Annotated in this window: 14 protein-coding genes; 12 read left to right on the top strand and 2 right to left on the bottom strand. The window is 72.2% G+C overall.

The features are described 5' to 3' along the window. Positions 1-31 precede the first annotated feature (31 nt). The 9 genes from ACIBX3_RS37720 to ACIBX3_RS37680 all read left to right on the top strand — a co-directional run bounded on the left by ACIBX3_RS37720 (position 32) and on the right by ACIBX3_RS37680 (position 11,123). Positions 32-463, top strand: coding sequence for a DUF2752 domain-containing protein (locus ACIBX3_RS37720; RefSeq protein ID WP_397125313.1), 432 nt, complete (start codon positions 32-34; stop codon positions 461-463). 119 nt (positions 464-582) lie between these two features. Further along, entirely contained in the window at positions 583-1,422 is an 840-nt protein-coding gene (gene trpC / locus ACIBX3_RS37715) for an indole-3-glycerol phosphate synthase TrpC (RefSeq protein WP_397125312.1), read from the top strand. 38 nt (positions 1,423-1,460) lie between these two features. Further along, complete coding sequence (trpB, locus tag ACIBX3_RS37710) at positions 1,461-2,666, top strand: tryptophan synthase subunit beta (RefSeq protein ID WP_397125379.1); 1,206 nt, start codon at positions 1,461-1,463, stop codon at positions 2,664-2,666. A gap of 205 nt (positions 2,667-2,871) precedes the next feature. Next, positions 2,872-3,666 (top strand): tryptophan synthase subunit alpha, encoded by a 795-nt coding sequence (trpA, locus tag ACIBX3_RS37705; protein ID WP_397125311.1) that lies wholly within the window; start codon positions 2,872-2,874, stop codon positions 3,664-3,666. A 187-nt stretch (positions 3,667-3,853) separates the two neighbouring features. Further along, positions 3,854-7,753, top strand: a complete 3,900-nt coding sequence (locus ACIBX3_RS37700) for an endo-alpha-N-acetylgalactosaminidase family protein (RefSeq protein ID WP_397125310.1) — start codon at positions 3,854-3,856, stop codon at positions 7,751-7,753. A gap of 169 nt (positions 7,754-7,922) precedes the next feature. Then, on the top strand, positions 7,923-8,396 hold the full coding sequence (locus ACIBX3_RS37695) for a DoxX family protein (RefSeq protein ID WP_397125309.1): 474 nt from the start codon (positions 7,923-7,925) through the stop codon (positions 8,394-8,396). Then, positions 8,396-9,157 carry a DsbA family protein gene (locus tag ACIBX3_RS37690; protein ID WP_397125308.1) on the top strand — a complete coding sequence of 254 codons (762 nt, stop codon included), beginning with the start codon at positions 8,396-8,398 and terminating at the stop codon, positions 9,155-9,157. The genes ACIBX3_RS37695 and ACIBX3_RS37690 overlap by 1 nt, the downstream gene beginning before the upstream one ends. A gap of 26 nt (positions 9,158-9,183) precedes the next feature. Further along, positions 9,184-10,422 carry a prolipoprotein diacylglyceryl transferase gene (lgt, locus tag ACIBX3_RS37685; RefSeq protein WP_397125307.1) on the top strand — a complete coding sequence of 413 codons (1,239 nt, stop codon included), beginning with the start codon at positions 9,184-9,186 and terminating at the stop codon, positions 10,420-10,422. Next, positions 10,419-11,123, top strand: coding sequence for a VIT1/CCC1 transporter family protein (locus tag ACIBX3_RS37680; RefSeq protein WP_397125306.1), 705 nt, complete (start codon positions 10,419-10,421; stop codon positions 11,121-11,123). The genes lgt and ACIBX3_RS37680 overlap by 4 nt, the downstream gene beginning before the upstream one ends. Positions 11,124-11,476: 353 nt before the next feature. On the opposite strand, the gene ACIBX3_RS37675 is transcribed toward ACIBX3_RS37680, so the two are convergent. Further along, positions 11,477-11,782, bottom strand: a complete 306-nt coding sequence (locus ACIBX3_RS37675; protein WP_397125305.1) for a hypothetical protein — start codon at positions 11,780-11,782, stop codon at positions 11,477-11,479. Positions 11,783-12,343: 561 nt separating this feature from the next. Here ACIBX3_RS37675 and ACIBX3_RS37670 point away from each other — a divergent pair. From ACIBX3_RS37670 to ACIBX3_RS37660, 3 genes are read left to right on the top strand one after another with little or no spacing between them, the layout of a single operon-like run. Further along, on the top strand, positions 12,344-13,096 hold the full coding sequence (locus ACIBX3_RS37670) for a hypothetical protein (RefSeq protein ID WP_397125304.1): 753 nt from the start codon (positions 12,344-12,346) through the stop codon (positions 13,094-13,096). After that, positions 13,096-13,350: a hypothetical protein gene (locus ACIBX3_RS37665; protein ID WP_397125303.1), complete on the top strand. Its 255-nt coding sequence runs from the start codon at positions 13,096-13,098 to the stop codon at positions 13,348-13,350. The genes ACIBX3_RS37670 and ACIBX3_RS37665 overlap by 1 nt, the downstream gene beginning before the upstream one ends. After that, a complete protein-coding gene (locus tag ACIBX3_RS37660; RefSeq protein ID WP_397125302.1) occupies positions 13,350-13,937 on the top strand; it encodes a hypothetical protein in 588 nt (195 codons plus the stop codon). The genes ACIBX3_RS37665 and ACIBX3_RS37660 overlap by 1 nt, the downstream gene beginning before the upstream one ends. A gap of 649 nt (positions 13,938-14,586) precedes the next feature. Here ACIBX3_RS37660 and ACIBX3_RS37655 read toward each other — a convergent pair. Continuing rightward, on the bottom strand, positions 14,587-16,182 hold the full coding sequence (locus ACIBX3_RS37655; protein ID WP_397125301.1) for a bis-aminopropyl spermidine synthase family protein: 1,596 nt from the start codon (positions 16,180-16,182) through the stop codon (positions 14,587-14,589). Between the last annotated feature and the right edge of the window lie 68 nt (positions 16,183-16,250).

The raw sequence follows: 16,250 nt of genomic DNA, 5'->3' as shown, positions 1-16,250 counted from the left end.
GGATCACGTACGGAAGGCGGATACTGGGAGCATGAGCATCGCAACAACCGGGCGGAGCGGCACCGATCGGCTCAAGGGCCTGCTCGCGCCGCTCGGTGTTGCGGCCGGCGCCGGCGCCGTGGTGGCGTTCGTCGGCATGGTGGACCCCAACGAGCCGGGCCACTACCCGACCTGCCCGTTCCTGTGGCTCACCGGTCTCTACTGCCCGGGCTGTGGCACGCTGCGCACGATTCACGCGCTGGCGCACCTCGACCCGGTGGCCGCGCTCGGGCTCAACCCGCTCGCCGTGGTCATGATCCCGTTCCTGCTGTTCTGGTGGGGCAGGTGGGTGGTGCGCGCCTGGCAGGGCAGGCCCCGGCGCACGACGCTCGCCCACCCGGCGTGGCTGTGGGCGTTCATAGCGGTCATCATGGTGTACTGGGTTGTCCGTAACCTGCCGTTCGGGGCCTTCCTGGCGCCATAGCCGGGGGCCTGTGGTGAGGTGACCTCGGTGGGGCCGATACCATCGCAGGACAAGGCGGAGAGCGGACGCGACGCGAACTCTCAGCCACCCCCACAGTCGACCGGAGGGACCCCAAGCGCGTGAGTGAGCGGACGGAAGGACCGAGTGTCCTCGACGACATCCTCGACGGGGTGCGCGCCGACCTCGCCACACGTCAGCAGGCCGTGTCCATTGACGAGCTCAAGCAGCGGGCCGAGCGGGCGCAGGCGCCCAGAGACGCGATGGCCGCACTCGGGGGCGACAAGGTCTCGGTGATCGCCGAGGTCAAGCGCTCGAGCCCGTCCAAGGGCGCGCTGGCCGCGATCGCCGATCCCGCCGCGCTGGCGGCCGACTACGAAGCCGGCGGGGCGCACGTCATCAGCGTGCTGACCGAGCGGCGCAAGTTCGGCGGCAGCCTCGACGACCTGGCCGCGGTGCGCGCCAGGGTCGACATCCCGATCCTGCGCAAGGACTTCATCCTGACCTCCTACCAGCTCTGGGAGGCCAGGGCCCACGGCGCCGACCTGGCGCTGCTCATGGTCGTCTGCCTGGAGCAGGAGGCCCTCGTGTCACTGATCGAGCGGGCCGAGTCGATCGGGCTCACCCCGCTGGTCGAGGTGCACACCGAGGACGAGCTGGACCGGGCGGTCGCCGCCGGTGCCCGGGTCGTCGGGATCAACGCGCGCAATCTGAAGACGCTCGAGGTCGACCGCGAGGTCTTCACGAAGCTGGCGCCGAAGATCCCCGACAACGTGATCAAGATCGCCGAGTCGGGCGTGCGCGGCCCGCACGACCTGCTCGCCTACGCCAGGGCCGGCGCCGACGCCGTCCTGGTGGGGGAGAGCCTGGTCACCGGCAAGGACCCGCGCAAGGCAGTGGAGGCGCTGGTGACCGCCGGCGCCCATCCATCGACGCGCCCCGACCACTCAGCAGAGGGATAGCAGTGGCAAACGAAGGCACCATCCTGACCGCCGCGGACCTGGCGGGCAACGGCGCGCACGGCGACGATCCGGACGTGCACGGCAAGTTCGGCATCTTCGGCGGCCGGTTCGTGCCCGAGGCGCTCATCCCGGCGCTCGACGAGGTGGCCGCGGTCTACGAGAAGGCCAAGAACGACGCGCAGTTCCTGCGCGAGTTCAACCACCTGCTGCGCACCTACGCCGGCCGGCCGACGACGCTGACGGACGTGGCGCGCTTCAGCGAGCAGGCCGGCGGGGCCAGGATCGTGCTCAAGCGTGAAGACCTCACCCACACCGGCGCCCACAAGATCAACAACGTGCTGGGCCAGGCGCTGCTGACCAAGCGCCTGGGCAAGAAGCGCGTGATCGCCGAGACCGGCGCCGGTCAGCACGGCGTGGCCACGGCCACCGCCGCGGCCCTGCTCGGCCTCGAGTGCGTCATCTACATGGGCGCGGTCGACTGCGAGCGCCAGGCGCTCAACGTGGCCAGGATGAAGCTGCTCGGCGCCACCGTCGTGCCGGTCACCAACGGCTCCCAGACGCTGAAGGACGCCATCAACGAGGCCTTCCGCGACTGGGTGACCAACGTCGACACCACGCACTACCTGTTCGGCACCGTCGCCGGGCCGCACCCGTTCCCCGAGATCGTGCGCGACTTCGCCCGGATCATCGGCGTGGAGGCCCGCCGCCAGATGCTGGAGCTGACCGGCGGGCTGCCCGACGCGGTCTGCGCGGCCGTCGGCGGCGGCAGCAACGCGATCGGGATCTTCCACGCGTTCATCGGTGACCAGGACGTCCAGCTGCACGGCTACGAGGCGGCCGGGCACGGCCTGGAGAGCGGCGAGCACGCGCTCACGCTCACCGCCGGCTCGGTCGGCGTGCTGCACGGCTCGCGCACCTACGTGCTGCAGGACGACGAGGGCCAGACCATCGAGTCCCACTCGATCTCGGCCGGGCTCGACTACCCGGGCGTCGGCCCCGAGCACGCCTGGCTCAAGGACTCCGGCCGCGCCACCTACCACGGCGTCACCGACGACCAGGCGATGGCCGCGTTCTCGCTGCTGGCCAGGACCGAGGGCATCATCCCGGCCATCGAGTCCTCCCACGCCCTGGCGGGCGCGCTGGAGCTGGGCCGCGAGCTCGGGCCCGAGGCGACCATCCTGGTCAACCTCTCCGGGCGCGGCGACAAGGACATGGGCACGGCGATGAAGTACTTCAACCTCTAGCCGGGCCGCGCCCCCGCACACTCCGGCTGAGGTCCCGCGGGTGGGGATGGCGCCCATGCGCCTCCGACGCTTCGCCGCACTTCGGCTGAGGCCTTGAGACGGGCTGCGGGGCAGGTGACGTGGCCCTCCGGGAAGGGCGCGGGAATTTCGGACGGGTACGACGGCAGGGCATCATGGTGGGACCAGACCTTCGAAACGGAACGACATGACGACTCTTCAGACGGTGTTCGCCAAGGCGAAGGCGGACAACCGGGCCGCGCTCGTCGGCTACCTGCCCGCGGGCTTCCCCTCCAAGGGCGGCGACGTCGCCGCCGCCGCGGCCCTGGTGGAGGCCGGCTGCGACGTCATCGAGATCGGCCTGCCCTACTCCGACCCGCTCATGGACGGGCCCACGATCCAGGACGCGGTGCACCGGTCGCTGATCAACGGCACGCGCATCGCCGACGTGATGCGGACCGTCGAGGGGGTGGCCGCCACCGGCGCGGCCACGCTCGTCATGACGTACTGGAACCCGATCGACAAGTACGGAGCCGAGCGGTTCGCCCGCGACCTGGCCAACGCCGGCGGCGTGGGCACGATCACGCCCGACCTGACGCCCGAGGAGTCCGAGCCGTGGCGGGCGGCCTCGGCGGGCGCCGGCATCGACACGGTGTTCCTGGTGGCCCCCAGCTCGCCGGACGCGCGCATCAAGGCCGTCGTCGACTGCTGCACCGGCTTCGTGTACGCCGCGTCGCTGATGGGCGTCACGGGCGCCAGGGAGAGCGTCAACAGCGCCGCCGAGGGCCTGGTCGAGCGGACGCGGGCGCACACGGACCTGCCGGTGTGCGTCGGCCTGGGGGTCGGCACCGGCGCGCAGGCGGCCGAGGTGGCGGCCTACGCCGACGGGGTCATCGTGGGGTCGGCGTTCATCCGGCGGCTGCTGGACGCGCCCGACGAGGCGGCGGGGCGCGAGTCGATCACCGCCCTCGCCAAGGACATGGCCCAGGGCGTGCGCCGCTGACCGTGTGGTCGTGGCCGAGCGCGGTTCCCCTTGGCCGGGGGCCGCGCTTTACCTTTTGTGTCAGGTGATGTGACGAAATTTTCGGACAAGTGAGAAGATCTGGCGCGTAAGTCCATGGCGTGCGCTGCCGCGCCGGGTGATGATCGGGGCTCCCGAGCGATGTGACGCATGACCCGGAAGGACACCTATGCGTCAAGGTCCCGTTGTCTTCGCAGCAGCCCTCGCACTCGCGGCCACGGCCATGACCGCACCGGCCCTGTCCTCAGCGGACCCCGGCCCGCCTGCCGCGGCGCTCGCCGACCCTGAGCCGCCCGCTCCTGAGCCGACGCCCACCTACGAGCTCCCCTCTCCCGATGCCTCGCAGGCCGGGTCGCCCCCGCCGAGCCCGACCGTGCAGAACCTGCCGCCCACGCCCGCCCAGGTGGCCGGCCCGATCAGCATCTCGTCGGCGGCGCTGACCGTGGAGCTGGACCCGGGCTTCCCGCGCGTCCTGCGTTACGTGGACCGGGCGAGCGGCGCCACCCTGGGCGGCAGCACGGGCGTGCCCGCCGTCGTGCTGAACGGCCAGGCGCGGCCCGCCATCGCGGCACTGACCGGAAACGACGGCGCCACCGCCCGATACCGGCTGACCTTCGACGGCCTGCCGGGAGTCGAGCTCGGGGCGAGCATCGGGGTGAGGGGCCGGGTGACGACGTTCGGCATCGACTCGGTGGCCGACACCGAGGCGTTCCGCGTCGGCACCATCGACCTGCCCGGGCACGACCTGGTGTCGGTCTCCAGCGAGCAGCCGGGCGCGGCGACGGCGTTCACCAGGCTCGACCCGAACTCGACCCGCACCGCCGACGTGTTCGCCCAGGTCACGCGGGACACCGCGGCCGAGGCGGCCCCGATCGGGGCGACGTACGCGATCGTGAACACCGACCGGCTGGCCGCGGCGATCGAGTCGAACTCCACCTACGACCGCCCCTCCGGCGCGACCGACCGCGACGCGGCCAGGTTCTGGCACCAGGCCAGGAAGGGCGCCGACGGCACGGTCACGGTGGGCGTGTGGAGCGGCCAGTGGACCCACCGGGCGGCCGGCGCGCCGTTCACCGAGGAGAAGCCCTGGGCGAAGGTCGTGGTCACCCCCGACGCGAACGGCGACGGGACGCTGGACTGGCAGGACGGCGCCGTCGCGTTCCGGAGCATCGGCGTGCGGGCGCCCGGCGCGGAGCGGACCAGGGAGCGGGTGGTGATCCACATCCCGTTCAACTTCTCCAGCCAGGCCACGCACCCGTTCCTGCGCACGCTCGACGACGTCAAGCGGATCTCGCTGGCCACCGACGGGCTCGGGCAGCTCGCGCTGCTCAAGGGCTACCAGTCCGAGGGCCACGACGCGGCGCACCCCGACTACGGCGGCAACTACAACCGCCGCGCCGGCGGGCTGCCGGACCTGAACACGCTGCTCAAGGCCGGGAAGGGCTGGAACGCCACCTTCGGCGTGCACGTCAACGCCACCGAGTCCTACCCCGAGGCGAAGAACTTCAGCGAGCAACTGGTGAACAAGGACGCCAAAGGGTGGAACTGGCTCGACCAGGCGTACCTGATCGACCAGCGCGGCGACCTTGCCCGGGGGACGCTGGCCAGGCGGTTCGGGCAGTTGCGCGAGGAGACCGACCGGAACCTCGCGGTGCTGTACGTGGACGTGTTCCGCCCGTTCGGCTGGGTCGCCGACCGCACGCTCGCCGAGCTGCGGGCGCAGGGCTGGCAGGTGACCACCGAGTGGTCGGACAAGCTGGAGCGGTCGTCGCTGTGGGCGCACTGGGCCAACGACCTCAACTACGGCGGAGTCACCAACAAGGGACTGAACTCGCAGATCATCCGGTTCATCCGCAATCACGAGAAGGACGTCTGGAACTCCCACCCGATCCTCGGCAACGCCCGCATCGTCGAGTTCGAGGGCTGGACGGCGGAGAACGACTTCACCGCGTTCTACCGCAACATCTGGGAGCACAACCTGCCCGCCAAGTTCCTGCAGCATCACAAGATCATGGATTGGTCCGCCGACGAGATCGTGTTCACCGGCGGGCTGCGCGGGACGTACCGGGACGGCAGGCGGGAGTGGTTCGCGGGCGGGCGCAAGGTGCTCGACGGGGCGGCGTACCTGCTGCCGTGGCAGGGCAGGCTCTACCACTACAACCCCGCGGGCGGGACGACGGCGTGGGAGGCCGACCGGCCGATGAGCGTCTACAAGCTCACCGACCAGGGCCGCGTCCCCGCGGGCACGGTCAGCCCCGCGGGCGGGAAGATCACGCTGCGGGCGGAGGCCGGCGTGCCGTATGTCCTCTACCCCGGCAGGGCGCCCAGGCAGCCCGATCCCGGGTGGGGGCAGGGGAGCGGGGTGCGTGACCCCGGCTTCAACGGCGACCGGCTCGCCGGATGGCGCGTCAGCGGCCCCGTGAGCGCCGAGCGCGACGACCTGGGCCAACGGGTGGCCCTCCTCCGCGGCGGCGCCCAAGCGCGGCTTGAGCAGCGGCTGACGGGCCTGCAGCCGGGCCGCACGTACACCGCGTCCGCCTTCGTCGAGGTCGAGCCGGGCAAGACGCGCGAGACCACGCTGGAGGCGGGCGGCGAGTCCGTGACGATCCACCGGTCCACGGCCAGGAACTACATCGCCTCCGACGAGAAGCACGACACCTTCTTCCAGCGGGTCAAGGTGACGTTCACCGCGCCCGGGGAGGGCGTCACGTTCCGGATCACGGCTTCCGCCGCGCCCGGCGACGTGCGGGTGGACGACGTGCGGCTGATCAGGCGAGAGCCGCCGGGCCGCGCCGAGACGTTCGAGTCGGCCGAGCCCGGGTGGGGGCCGTTCGTGAAGGGGGACGCGGGCGGGTCGTTCGACGCGCGCACGCACCTGGCCGAGCGGCACGAGCCGTACACGCAGGCCGGGTGGAACGGCAAGGCGGTCGACGACGTGCTGAACGGCGACTGGTCGCTCAAGGCCCACGAGGAGCGGGAAGGGCTGATCTACCGTACGCTGCCGTGGACCGCGCGGTTCGAGGCCGGCCGGGCCTACGAGGTGTCGTTCACGTACCAGAACGCGCAGGCGGACACGTACCAGTGGGTGACCGGCTACGACGCGGGCGGCGCGAGCGTGGAGACGCGGCGCACGACGATCCCCGAGCAGCGGACCACCGCCACCTTCACCGAGCGGGTGGTCGGCGGGTGCGGCGACGTGTGGGTCGGCTTACGCTCACTGCGGCCGGAGCAGGCGGGGGCCGACTTCATCCTGGACGACTTCTCCGTCACGGACCTCGGGCCCGCGCAGGACGCGCCGGCCTGCGGGTCGCTGGAGCTGACACCCGCCTCGGCGGCGTTCGAGCAGGGGGCCGCGAACGACGTCACCACCGTGTTCACGAACCTGGAGGACGCGGCCGCCCAGGACGTGCGGGTGGCGCTGGAGGCGCCGGAGGGATGGGCCGTCGCCGGCGACGGGACCGGCACGGTGGAGCCGGGTGGCAAGCTGACCACCGCGTGGCAGGTCACGCCGCCCGCCGGCGCCGCCTACGCGACGTACGAGCTCAAGGCCACCGTCACCTACACCGTCGGCGGCGCGGCCAGGACGCTGGCGGCCGCGGCGCGCGTGCGGACGCTGCCGCCGCCGCCCGCGGCCGACGCCCACGCCAGCGACCTGGAGTGGGTCAGCGCCGCCAACGGCTGGGGTCCCGTCGAGCGCGACCGGTCCAACGGCGACACCGACGAGGCCGACGGCGGGCCGATCGTCATCGGCGGGCGCGCCTTCGCCAAGGGGCTCGGCACGCACGCGCCCGCCGAGATCCGCTTCTACCTGGGCGGGCGGTGCTCGGCGTTCCGCGCGTTCGCCGGGGTGGACGACGCGCAGGCAACGCGCGGGTCAGTGCGGTTCGCGGTGCTGGCCGACGGCGTGGAGCGGGCGCGCAGCCCGGTGCTGAGGGCCGCGGACGACGCGTACGAACTGGTCGCCGATCTGTCCGGCGCCCGGTACGTGGATCTCGTGGCCGGCGACGCGGGCGACGGCAACGGAAACGACCACGCCGATTGGGGGGAAGCGCGGTTCACATGCGGCTGATTGCCGCAAACATCGCAGCTCAGGGGGTAGAAACCTGGTTTAGCTGATGCTTATCCCGGGCGTGGTCATATGGAGTCTCGGTACTGTGCGCTTCCCGGCACAGAGACAGAGGAGATGACCCGTGGCCGCGTCGCTATCGTCACACAACGTCAGAACGGCGATACTCTGGGTGACGACCGTTGCCCGGCTGGTTCTGGGCGGGGTGCTGATCGCAGCGGGCGCGCTGAAGATCGGCAACCCGTCGGACTCCGTCGTGGCGGTCAAGGCGTACCAGCTGCTGCCCGAGTCGATCGCCGTCCCGGTGGGCTATGCCCTGCCGATCCTGGAGATCGTCATCGGCGTGCTGCTGGTCGTCGGTCTGCTGACCAGGGTGGCCGCCGTGAGCGCGGGGCTGCTCATGTTCGCGTTCGTGTTCGGGATCGCCTGGGCCTGGGCGAACGGCCTGCGGATCGACTGCGGCTGCTTCGGCGGCGGCGGCCAGCTCGGGGTGGGGCAGGAGCCGACCTATCTGCTCGACATCCTGCGTGACTTCGGCCTCGTGCTGCTCGGCGCCTGGACAGTCCGTTTCCCGCCGGGCCACTTCGCGCTCGACGGCGCCCTCGGCCTGGGGGGCGACAGTGCTGACGAGGAGGAGGACCAGTGATGAGCAAGGGCCAGCGGACGAAGACGTCCATGACCGCACGCGAGAAGATCAAGGAACAGCAGGCCGCCGCGCGGGCCCGCGACAAGCGCAAGAGGATGGTGACGTATGTGACCGCCGGCGCCGTCGCGGTGGCCGCCGTCGGGCTCGGCTGGTGGTACGCGGCCAGCACGTCCCGTTCCGAGGAGGCCACGAGCGCGATCGCGCCGATCACCGTGCAGGCCGACGGCAGCGTCGTCATGGCCAAGGCCGGTGTCACCGCGCCGGTGGTCGACATCTACGAGGATTTCCAGTGCCCGGCCTGCAAGGAGGCCGAGCGGGTCAGCGGGCAGACGTTCAAGAACCTCGCCGCCGAGGGCAAGGCCAAGGTCGTCTACCACCCCATCACGATCTTCTCGCAGGAGCCGACCAAGTCCAACTCCGTACGCGCGGGCAACGCCGCCCGGTGCATCGCGGACGGCAAGCAGTGGATGGCCTTCCACGACCTGCTCTTCGAGCACCAGCCCGCCGAGACCGTCACCGGCTTCAAGCCCGACGAGCTCGTGAAATGGGGGCAGCAGGCCGGGGTCACCGCGCCCGGCTTCCAGCAGTGCGTCACCTCCGAGAAGAACGCCCAGGCGCAGCTGTCGTACAGCAAGAAGATCGGTGACGAGCAGAAGCTGACCCATACGCCGACGGTGAAGTTGAACGGCACAGAAATAGACAATGCGGTCGTCTTCAGCCCGTCGCAACTGCGCGATCAGGTTACGGAGGCGGCTAAGTAGGCTTGCTTCCGCTACCCTCACCTGACATGCCCCTTGCCTCGATTCCCAGCCCTTCCCAGGGGGTCTGGTATCTCGGAATCATCCCGATCCGGGCTTATGCACTGTGCATCGTGCTCGGCGTCATCGTCGCCGTCTGGCTGAGCGAGCGGCGCTGGCGCGCCCGCGGCGGCCAGAAGGGGACGATTGTTGACATCGCGGTCCCCGCGGTCATCTTCGGCCTGATCGGCGGCCGGCTCTACCACGTCATCACCGACTGGCAGACCTACTTCGGCAGCCGCGCGATCAAGGAGCCCCACCAGGCGCTGTTCATCTGGGAGGGCGGCCTCGGCATCTGGGGCGCGATCGCGCTCGGCGGCGTCGGCGTCTGGTGGGCCGTGCGCAGGCGCGGCCTGTCCTTCACCGCCATCGCCGACACGGTCGCCCCCGGCATCGCCTTCGCGCAGGCCATCGGCCGCTGGGGCAACTGGTTCAACCAGGAGCTGTACGGCTCGCCGACCACGCTCCCGTGGGGCCTGGAGATCGACGCCGACCACGGCGGAGAGCCCGGCGTGCTCTACCACCCGACCTTCCTGTACGAGTCGCTCTGGGACGTGGCGCTGGGCTTCGTGCTCATCTTCGCGGGCCGCCGGTTCGCACTGCACCACGGGCGGCTGTTCGCCCTCTACGTGGCGGGCTACACGCTCGGCCGGTTCTGGATCGAGGGGCTGCGCATCGACCCGGTGGGCGGCGTGGACCACGCGGTCACGTTCCTCGGGATGCGGATCAACCAGTGGACGTCGATCGTGCTGTTCGTCGGGGCGCTGATCTACCTCTGGGCGACCAGGAACAAGGAGGGCGTGGAGGTCGTCGTACCGCCCTCGTCCACCATGGCCGACCCGGCACACCCGGCCGACCAGGCGGACCCCGGGGAAGACGGCAGCGAGGCGGCCGAGGACACCGCCGGCGAGGCGGACGACACCGGCACGGCGACGGACGGGACCGGCGAGGACGGGAACGCCGCGGCCGGGGGCGGCGAGACCGAGAGCCCGAAGGACGCCGTCTCTGAGGACGAGACCCCTCGGGCGGATGAGGGCCGGATCGAGAACGGCAAGGCGGAGACGGAGACCAGCGCGGCCGGGGACGGCGATTCCAGGCCCGACTCCGACTCAGACGCCGACGCCAACGCCGCCAACGGGACAGCCGAGGCCGACGCGGACGCCAGAGCCGCTGACACCGGCGACACCGCCGAGGCCGAAACCGTGACGAAGGGGAAGAACTCGCGATGAGCGGTCGCGCGGAGGCCCACCACGAGCATCGCGACGTCACGGGAGGCTGGTTGCGGCCCTCGGTGTTCGGCGCGATGGACGGCCTGGTGTCGAACTTCGCGCTCATCGCGGGTGTCGCGGGCGGCACGCCCAACACCAAGGTCGTCGCCCTCGGCGGCGTCGCCGGGCTGGCCGCCGGAGCCCTGTCCATGGCGGGCGGCGAATACGTGTCGGTGGCCAGCCAGCGCGAGCTGGCCCAGGCGGAGATCGCGGTGGAGCGGCGCGAGCTCGACCGCCACCCCGACGACGAGCGGGCCGAACTGGCCCGGAGCTTCGTCGACAAGGGCGTGGAGCCGGACCTGGCCGCCGAGGTGGCCAGGCAGATCTCACAGAACCCGGACCGGGCGCTGGAGGTCCACTCCCGCAACGAGCTGGGCGTCGCCCCCGGCGAGCTGCCGTCGCCGATGGTCGCCGCGGTGTCGTCGTTCCTGGCTTTCGCGGTGGGCGCGGTGGTGCCGCTGCTGCCGTACGTGCTCGGGGCCCAAGGGCTGACGGTGTCGGCGGTGATGTCCTGCGCGGCGCTGTTCGCGGCGGGCGCGATCGTGTCAGCCGTGACGGCGCGCAGCTGGTGGTATTCCGGGCTGCGGCAGCTCGCTGTGGGGGCGGTCGCGGCCGGGGTCACGTTCGGCGTCGGCAACCTGATCGGGGCGTCGGGGCTGTGATGGCCCGCAGACGAGCTGGATCCCGCTCGAAGAACGGCGGCCCGGCGCCTGGCACGGAAGGCACGGGCCCGGTCGGTGGCGGCCCGGACGAGGCCGATCTGGCCCATGGCGGTTCCGCCGGGAGTGGCCTGCCTGGCGGTGGTCCTTTCGGCGGTGGTCCTTCGGGTGGTGGTCCTTCGGGTGGTGGTCTGCCCGGTGGGGGCCCGGCGAGGGGTGGCCTGGTCGGCGGTGGCTCTGCATGGGATGGCCTGCCGGGTGGGGGTTCCGCGGGCGGTGGCGTGTCCGCCGGCGGCACCGGTGACGGTGCTCCCGCCGGTGGCAGACGGGCCCGTGGCGGCCGCGCCGGCGGAAGGTCATTCGGCGGCGATGCCACTGGTGGCGCTCACGGAGGCCCAGGTTTCTTCGGGGACGGGCTCATGGAGGGCGCTCCCACGGCAGGCGCTCCCGGGGGCGACGGCATACTCGGAGGCAGCTCCGGAGGAGCCGTTCCCACTGGTGGCGGCCCCATTGGCGGCGTTGCCGCCGGCGGTGACGGCCGGTCGGGGACGGGCCCGGGCGGCGTCGGCTCCACCGGCGGCTGGCCGGCGGCGGGCACGTATGGCCATGGTGCGGCCGGCGGCGGCGTAGCCGGTGTCGCGCAGTCGACGGCCGGCCCTCATGACGAGGGACGGTCCGCGGCCGGCCCGGACGGCGGCGGCCGGTCTGGGCGCTCGCGTGGTCGTGGCCGCTCGTCGGAGGGCAGGCGCGGTAGCCGGTCCGCAGTGGGCGGGCACGGTGACGGCACGTCGGCGGGCGGCGCCGATGGCGACGGCTGGTACGCCGCGGACGCCGGTGGCGGACGCTCATCGATACCCGGAGCCGATCACCATGGACGTGACGATCAGCACGGGCGAACGGCGGCGAACGCCGATCAGGGCGGTTACTCGGCACCCGAAATCGGTCAAGGCGACAGGCCCTCGGCGGATCTGGCCGCGGGCGACCGGACGGCATCCCGTCTCGGCAGGCGCGGCCGGTCACGGGAGCGCTCCGCTGAGGACCGCAAGTCACCTGCGGAGACGGACGGCAGTAGTCGGCCGGCGGGTGTCATCGACGACGGTGACCCACTGACGGCCGCCGCCGGTGAGGGCCGACGATCCGCCGGTGATGCCGATGAGGGCGGACAGGGAGCGGCCGGTTCCCGTAAGCGGCGGCGTACGCCACGTTCCGACTGGCAGTTCCCGTTGCTCACCGACTGGGGTGTCCGTCCGGAGCGGCAGCGGCTGCTGGTCATCATCGTCTCCGTCGTCGGCGTGCTCGCGGGCATGGCGGGAGTGGTCGCCGTCGCGGTGTCGATCGGGACGTACTCGCCGGAGCGGCAGGCCAGCGCCGCCGTGGTGGGGCCCGACGCGACATTGCCGCAACTGTTCCGTGGATGGGGATCGCCCAAGCTGTTCGACCCCGTCTCCGACCGGACCAAGGACGGCCGGGCGCTCACCGAGAAAGAGGTGTTCGGGCAGAAAGAGCTGGCGGTCTCCAAGAAGCTCAAGCTCAAGCTCGTCGCCAAGCAGCTCGACGCCGACTGCTCGGCCGCGCTCTGGGGTGAGGGCCTGCTCGAACAGGTGTCGGACGCCGGATGCACCCAGGTCGCCCGCGGCCTGTACGCCAGCTCCGACGGCCGGTACGTCGGCCAGTACACCCTGGTCAACCTCAAAGACGGCCAGTCGGCGGCCGAGCTGGTCGAGTCCTTGAAGACCCTCTACCGCGGCGGCTGGGCACGCCCCCTGACGTCGTCCAAGGGCGCCTTCCCGCCGGGTGGCTACTCCGAGGCCGGCGGCTATGCCCTCGGGCACTACGTCGGCCTGGTCTGGCTTGGCCGGATCGACGGCACGGAGCCCGGCCCCAAGGACGACTTCGTCTCGCTCACGCTGGCGCTTCGGGGGGCGGAGAAGGCCGTCTACCGCCGCGTTGTCACCATCACGGGACCGTCCTCCTGATGCCCGCCCAGCAGAGCACCCGCCATCGTCGCACCGTCGTCCTGGAGCCGGCCCTGGGCCTGGAATCGGCCCTGGGCCTGGAATCGGCCCTGGGCCTGGAATCGGCCCTGGGCCTGGAATCGGCCCTGGGCCTGGAACCCTCCCGCGTTCTGGAGCCCGTCCGGGCGGTCGCCGGATTCGGTGGTGCGCCGGGCCGGCGATCCAGCGCGAAGTGTGTCCGTAATGTCGTCGCCAGGAGAGGAGCGGCCCGCTGATGTCCCGACGTGTCGTCATCTCCGTCGTGGTCGCCAACGTGGTGGTCATCGCCGTGGCCGGGTGGTTGTGGCTGCGACGTGACGATCCCCGGCCCGCCGCCTTCCACGGCGAGTCCACGTCCGCCTTCTACTCCACCATCGACACCCGGCAGAACGACGCCGCCCCGCTGACCCTGCGAGAGGTCTTCACCCCGGCCACCCAGACCCTGGGCACGATGCGCCTGGACGGCACGCGGGAGTTCACCGACTGCGACGAGGTCCTCTGGGGCGCCTCCGCCACAGGCTGCACACAGGCGCTGCAGGCCACGTACAGAGGGGACACGATGGCGGGGCAGTTCGTCATCTTCAACCTCAGCGACGGGCGGGCGGCCGACGCGCTGGTGGCGGCGCTGGGCAAGGACGGGTTCATCCGGCAGGGCATCATGTTCGACGCCGCCGGCAGCCGGGCCCAGGCCCGTGCCATGGGGCACTACGTGACGGTGAGCTGGGCCGGCGGGTCGGCGCCCGCCCAGCAGTTGGTCGCCGCCCTGGTCGCTCTGGACGGCCTCGGGCGCGTGGTCCAGGGGCGCATCGTCGCCGCCACCTGACCGGACCGGGCCTGTTCCCGGACCGAACCTGGCCCGCCCGGGCGCGGCCCTGCCAGGACTGCCCCGCCCGCGGAGCCGGCTCCGGACTCGGCTCCGCAGGCGCGGGACGCCTCACCGGCGGCGGAGGGCCCTTCGCCGCGTCCACTCGGCCACCTCGGCACGCCGCCCGGCCTACCTACCGTCCGGGCGGTGCCCGCCGGCCGCGCGCCACCGCAGCGCCGGCGCGCAGGCCTCGTTGCCGGAAACCGGGCAGTGGTCGGTGCTTTGGTCCGGCCTGTCCCGACCGGGTCTTGCCGGATCGGGGTCGGGGGTCTGTCTCGATCGGAGTTTGCCGGATCGGGGCCGGCGGAGACCTGTCTCAACCGGTCTTGCCGGATCGCTTCGGTGCGGACCTCGCGAACGGAATGGCCTGTGGGATCGGGTCCGGCGTCGACGGGCACCCGCCCCGAGCTGCCCCGACCTGTCCACGCCTGCCCTGACCTGCCTCGCCCGGACCGGGTCCCGGGGAACCTGTCCCCGGCGGGACCCGGCCCGATCCGAACGGAGATGGATCGACGCGGTCATTCCCGGCCCAGCTCGAAGCCGTCTGACCGAGCCCGGAGTCGCCCTGATAGGTGCTCAGCCCGCTCCGGTCGACCCGTGGTTGGGCTCAGATAGTCGTCGAGAGGGCGGCGACCGTTGCCGAGACCGCCTCCGGGAGGGCCGCCAGGCGGTGGAGCGGGGCCTCCAGCGGGGTGAGGCCGTCCGACCACGGAGCGGCCTCGCTGATGAGGGCGCGGGCCTCGTTCTTGGTGAGGGTCGTGCCCTTGGCGCGGGCCACCGCGATGAGCCCCTCCCGCCAGGTGTTGGCCAGCTTGGCATGACCGTTGTCCAGAATCCTGCGCAGCACGCTCGGCGCGTCGCCGTCCGGTTGGGGGAGGCGTATGGCGTCGAGGGAGCCGGCGTCGGCGCTTGCCTTGTAGACGGCGCTCAGCACGTCGGGCAGAGGGGGGAGGGCGGTCCCGAGGACGCGTACGTGCGCGGCGCGGGTGGCCAGGAGGAGGCGCGGGAGCGCGGCCTCCAGGCCCGGAGGCACGGCGACGGCGACCCGGTCCACGGCGGCGGCGTAGGGCTTGGCCAGCCACGTCGACAGCTTGACCCGGGGCGGGCGCAGGTCCTTCGGCCAGTCGCCCACCAGTAGGTCGGGGACGAAGTCCGGCGGCAGGCCAGGGACCTCTCCGGCCGGCTCGGGGGCCGTGTGATCTGCGGGACGGGGTGTTCGCCGGGCGGAGAGGGCGGTCTGGGCCGATTCGATGGCCTGGGGCCCCTGGGTGTAGATGGCGGTGGCCAAGCGGCTCAGGCGGGACGTCACGGCCGGGCGCGTCTTGGTGGTGGGGCGCAGGATGTACAGGTCGGCGGCCGAGCCGATGGCCTCCGCGCCGAAATAACGGTTGAAGTCGGGATAGATGGCCTCGTACGCGAGGTTGAGCTCCGACAGCGCCTGCTGCACCTTGAAGGCCAGCATCGGGGTGCGCTCGCTCGCCCCGTACGCCAGCAGGACCCGCCCGTCGTCCGTCAAACCCTCCACGGCGCGCGCCACGAACAGGCTGGTGCCCTCCGGCGTGTACGGCGGGTCGGTGAGCGCCAGGTCGTGGTCCCTGGCCGAGGCCGGCAGGCCGAGCCTCAGGTCGGCCCAGCGGGTGCGGACGCCCAGATCCTGGTCGTCGATGTACGCCAGGATGCGCTCGTCGATGTCCACGACCGTGACGTCGGTCTCGGGGTGGACGAGCTTGACGGCCAGCGAGGTGAGGTCGTGGTCGCCCACGCAGAGCAGGCGCGTGCCGGGGAGCCAGAAGCGGGCGCCGAGCAGGAGTGCCCGGCGCAGCGCCGTCTCCGGCGTGGCCGAGACGTGGTCCAGCACGTGGCGGGCGCGAGGGGCGGCGGCTACGAGCCCCGTGAGGCGTTCGAGCGCGTGGGAGTAGTGGGGGACCATGTGGGCCACCGGGTCCTCCGGGGGCGGGGCCACGGCGAAGAGGTCCTGGTAGCCGGGGGCGTGGCTGAGCGGCACCCGGAAGCGGTCCGCGGTGCGTTCCAGGGGGAGCTCGTGGAGCAGGGTCTCGATGGTGCGGCGTGCGGTGGCGGTGGCCCTGATCAGGTCCGCCAGTGTCCACCACTGGCCGTCGCACAGGAGCGCCAGCGCGTGGCGCAACCGCCTGCTGTCGGCCCTGGCCGCGTTGAGCAGGCGCTCCACCCCGTCACGCTCCATGACGCAACTCTATCGGCGGTCCGGGGCTCGCTCCGCCCGGCGCCCCGGCCCGCCTTTCACGTGCGGCG

The sequence above is a fragment of the Nonomuraea sp. NPDC049480 genome (assembly GCF_044465905.1).
Lineage (GTDB): Bacteria > Actinomycetota > Actinomycetes > Streptosporangiales > Streptosporangiaceae > Nonomuraea.
The sequence above is the reverse complement of the archived record's forward strand: the minus strand, read 5'-3'. Positions and strand labels throughout refer to the sequence as shown.

Coding starts and splice junctions, on each gene's coding strand:
- ACIBX3_RS37665 (WP_397125303.1), top strand. CDS start 13,096: ATGCCCGCCCAGCAGAGCACCCGCCATCGTCGCACCGTCGTCCTGGAG.
- ACIBX3_RS37655 (WP_397125301.1), bottom strand. CDS start 16,182: ATGGAGCGTGACGGGGTGGAGCGCCTGCTCAACGCGGCCAGGGCCGAC.
- ACIBX3_RS37690 (WP_397125308.1), top strand. CDS start 8,396: ATGAGCAAGGGCCAGCGGACGAAGACGTCCATGACCGCACGCGAGAAG.
- ACIBX3_RS37680 (WP_397125306.1), top strand. CDS start 10,419: ATGAGCGGTCGCGCGGAGGCCCACCACGAGCATCGCGACGTCACGGGA.
- trpA (WP_397125311.1), top strand. CDS start 2,872: ATGACGACTCTTCAGACGGTGTTCGCCAAGGCGAAGGCGGACAACCGG.
- ACIBX3_RS37720 (WP_397125313.1), top strand. CDS start 32: ATGAGCATCGCAACAACCGGGCGGAGCGGCACCGATCGGCTCAAGGGC.
- ACIBX3_RS37660 (WP_397125302.1), top strand. CDS start 13,350: ATGTCCCGACGTGTCGTCATCTCCGTCGTGGTCGCCAACGTGGTGGTC.
- lgt (WP_397125307.1), top strand. CDS start 9,184: ATGCCCCTTGCCTCGATTCCCAGCCCTTCCCAGGGGGTCTGGTATCTC.
- ACIBX3_RS37700 (WP_397125310.1), top strand. CDS start 3,854: ATGCGTCAAGGTCCCGTTGTCTTCGCAGCAGCCCTCGCACTCGCGGCC.
- ACIBX3_RS37675 (WP_397125305.1), bottom strand. CDS start 11,782: ATGAGGGCCGGCCGTCGACTGCGCGACACCGGCTACGCCGCCGCCGGC.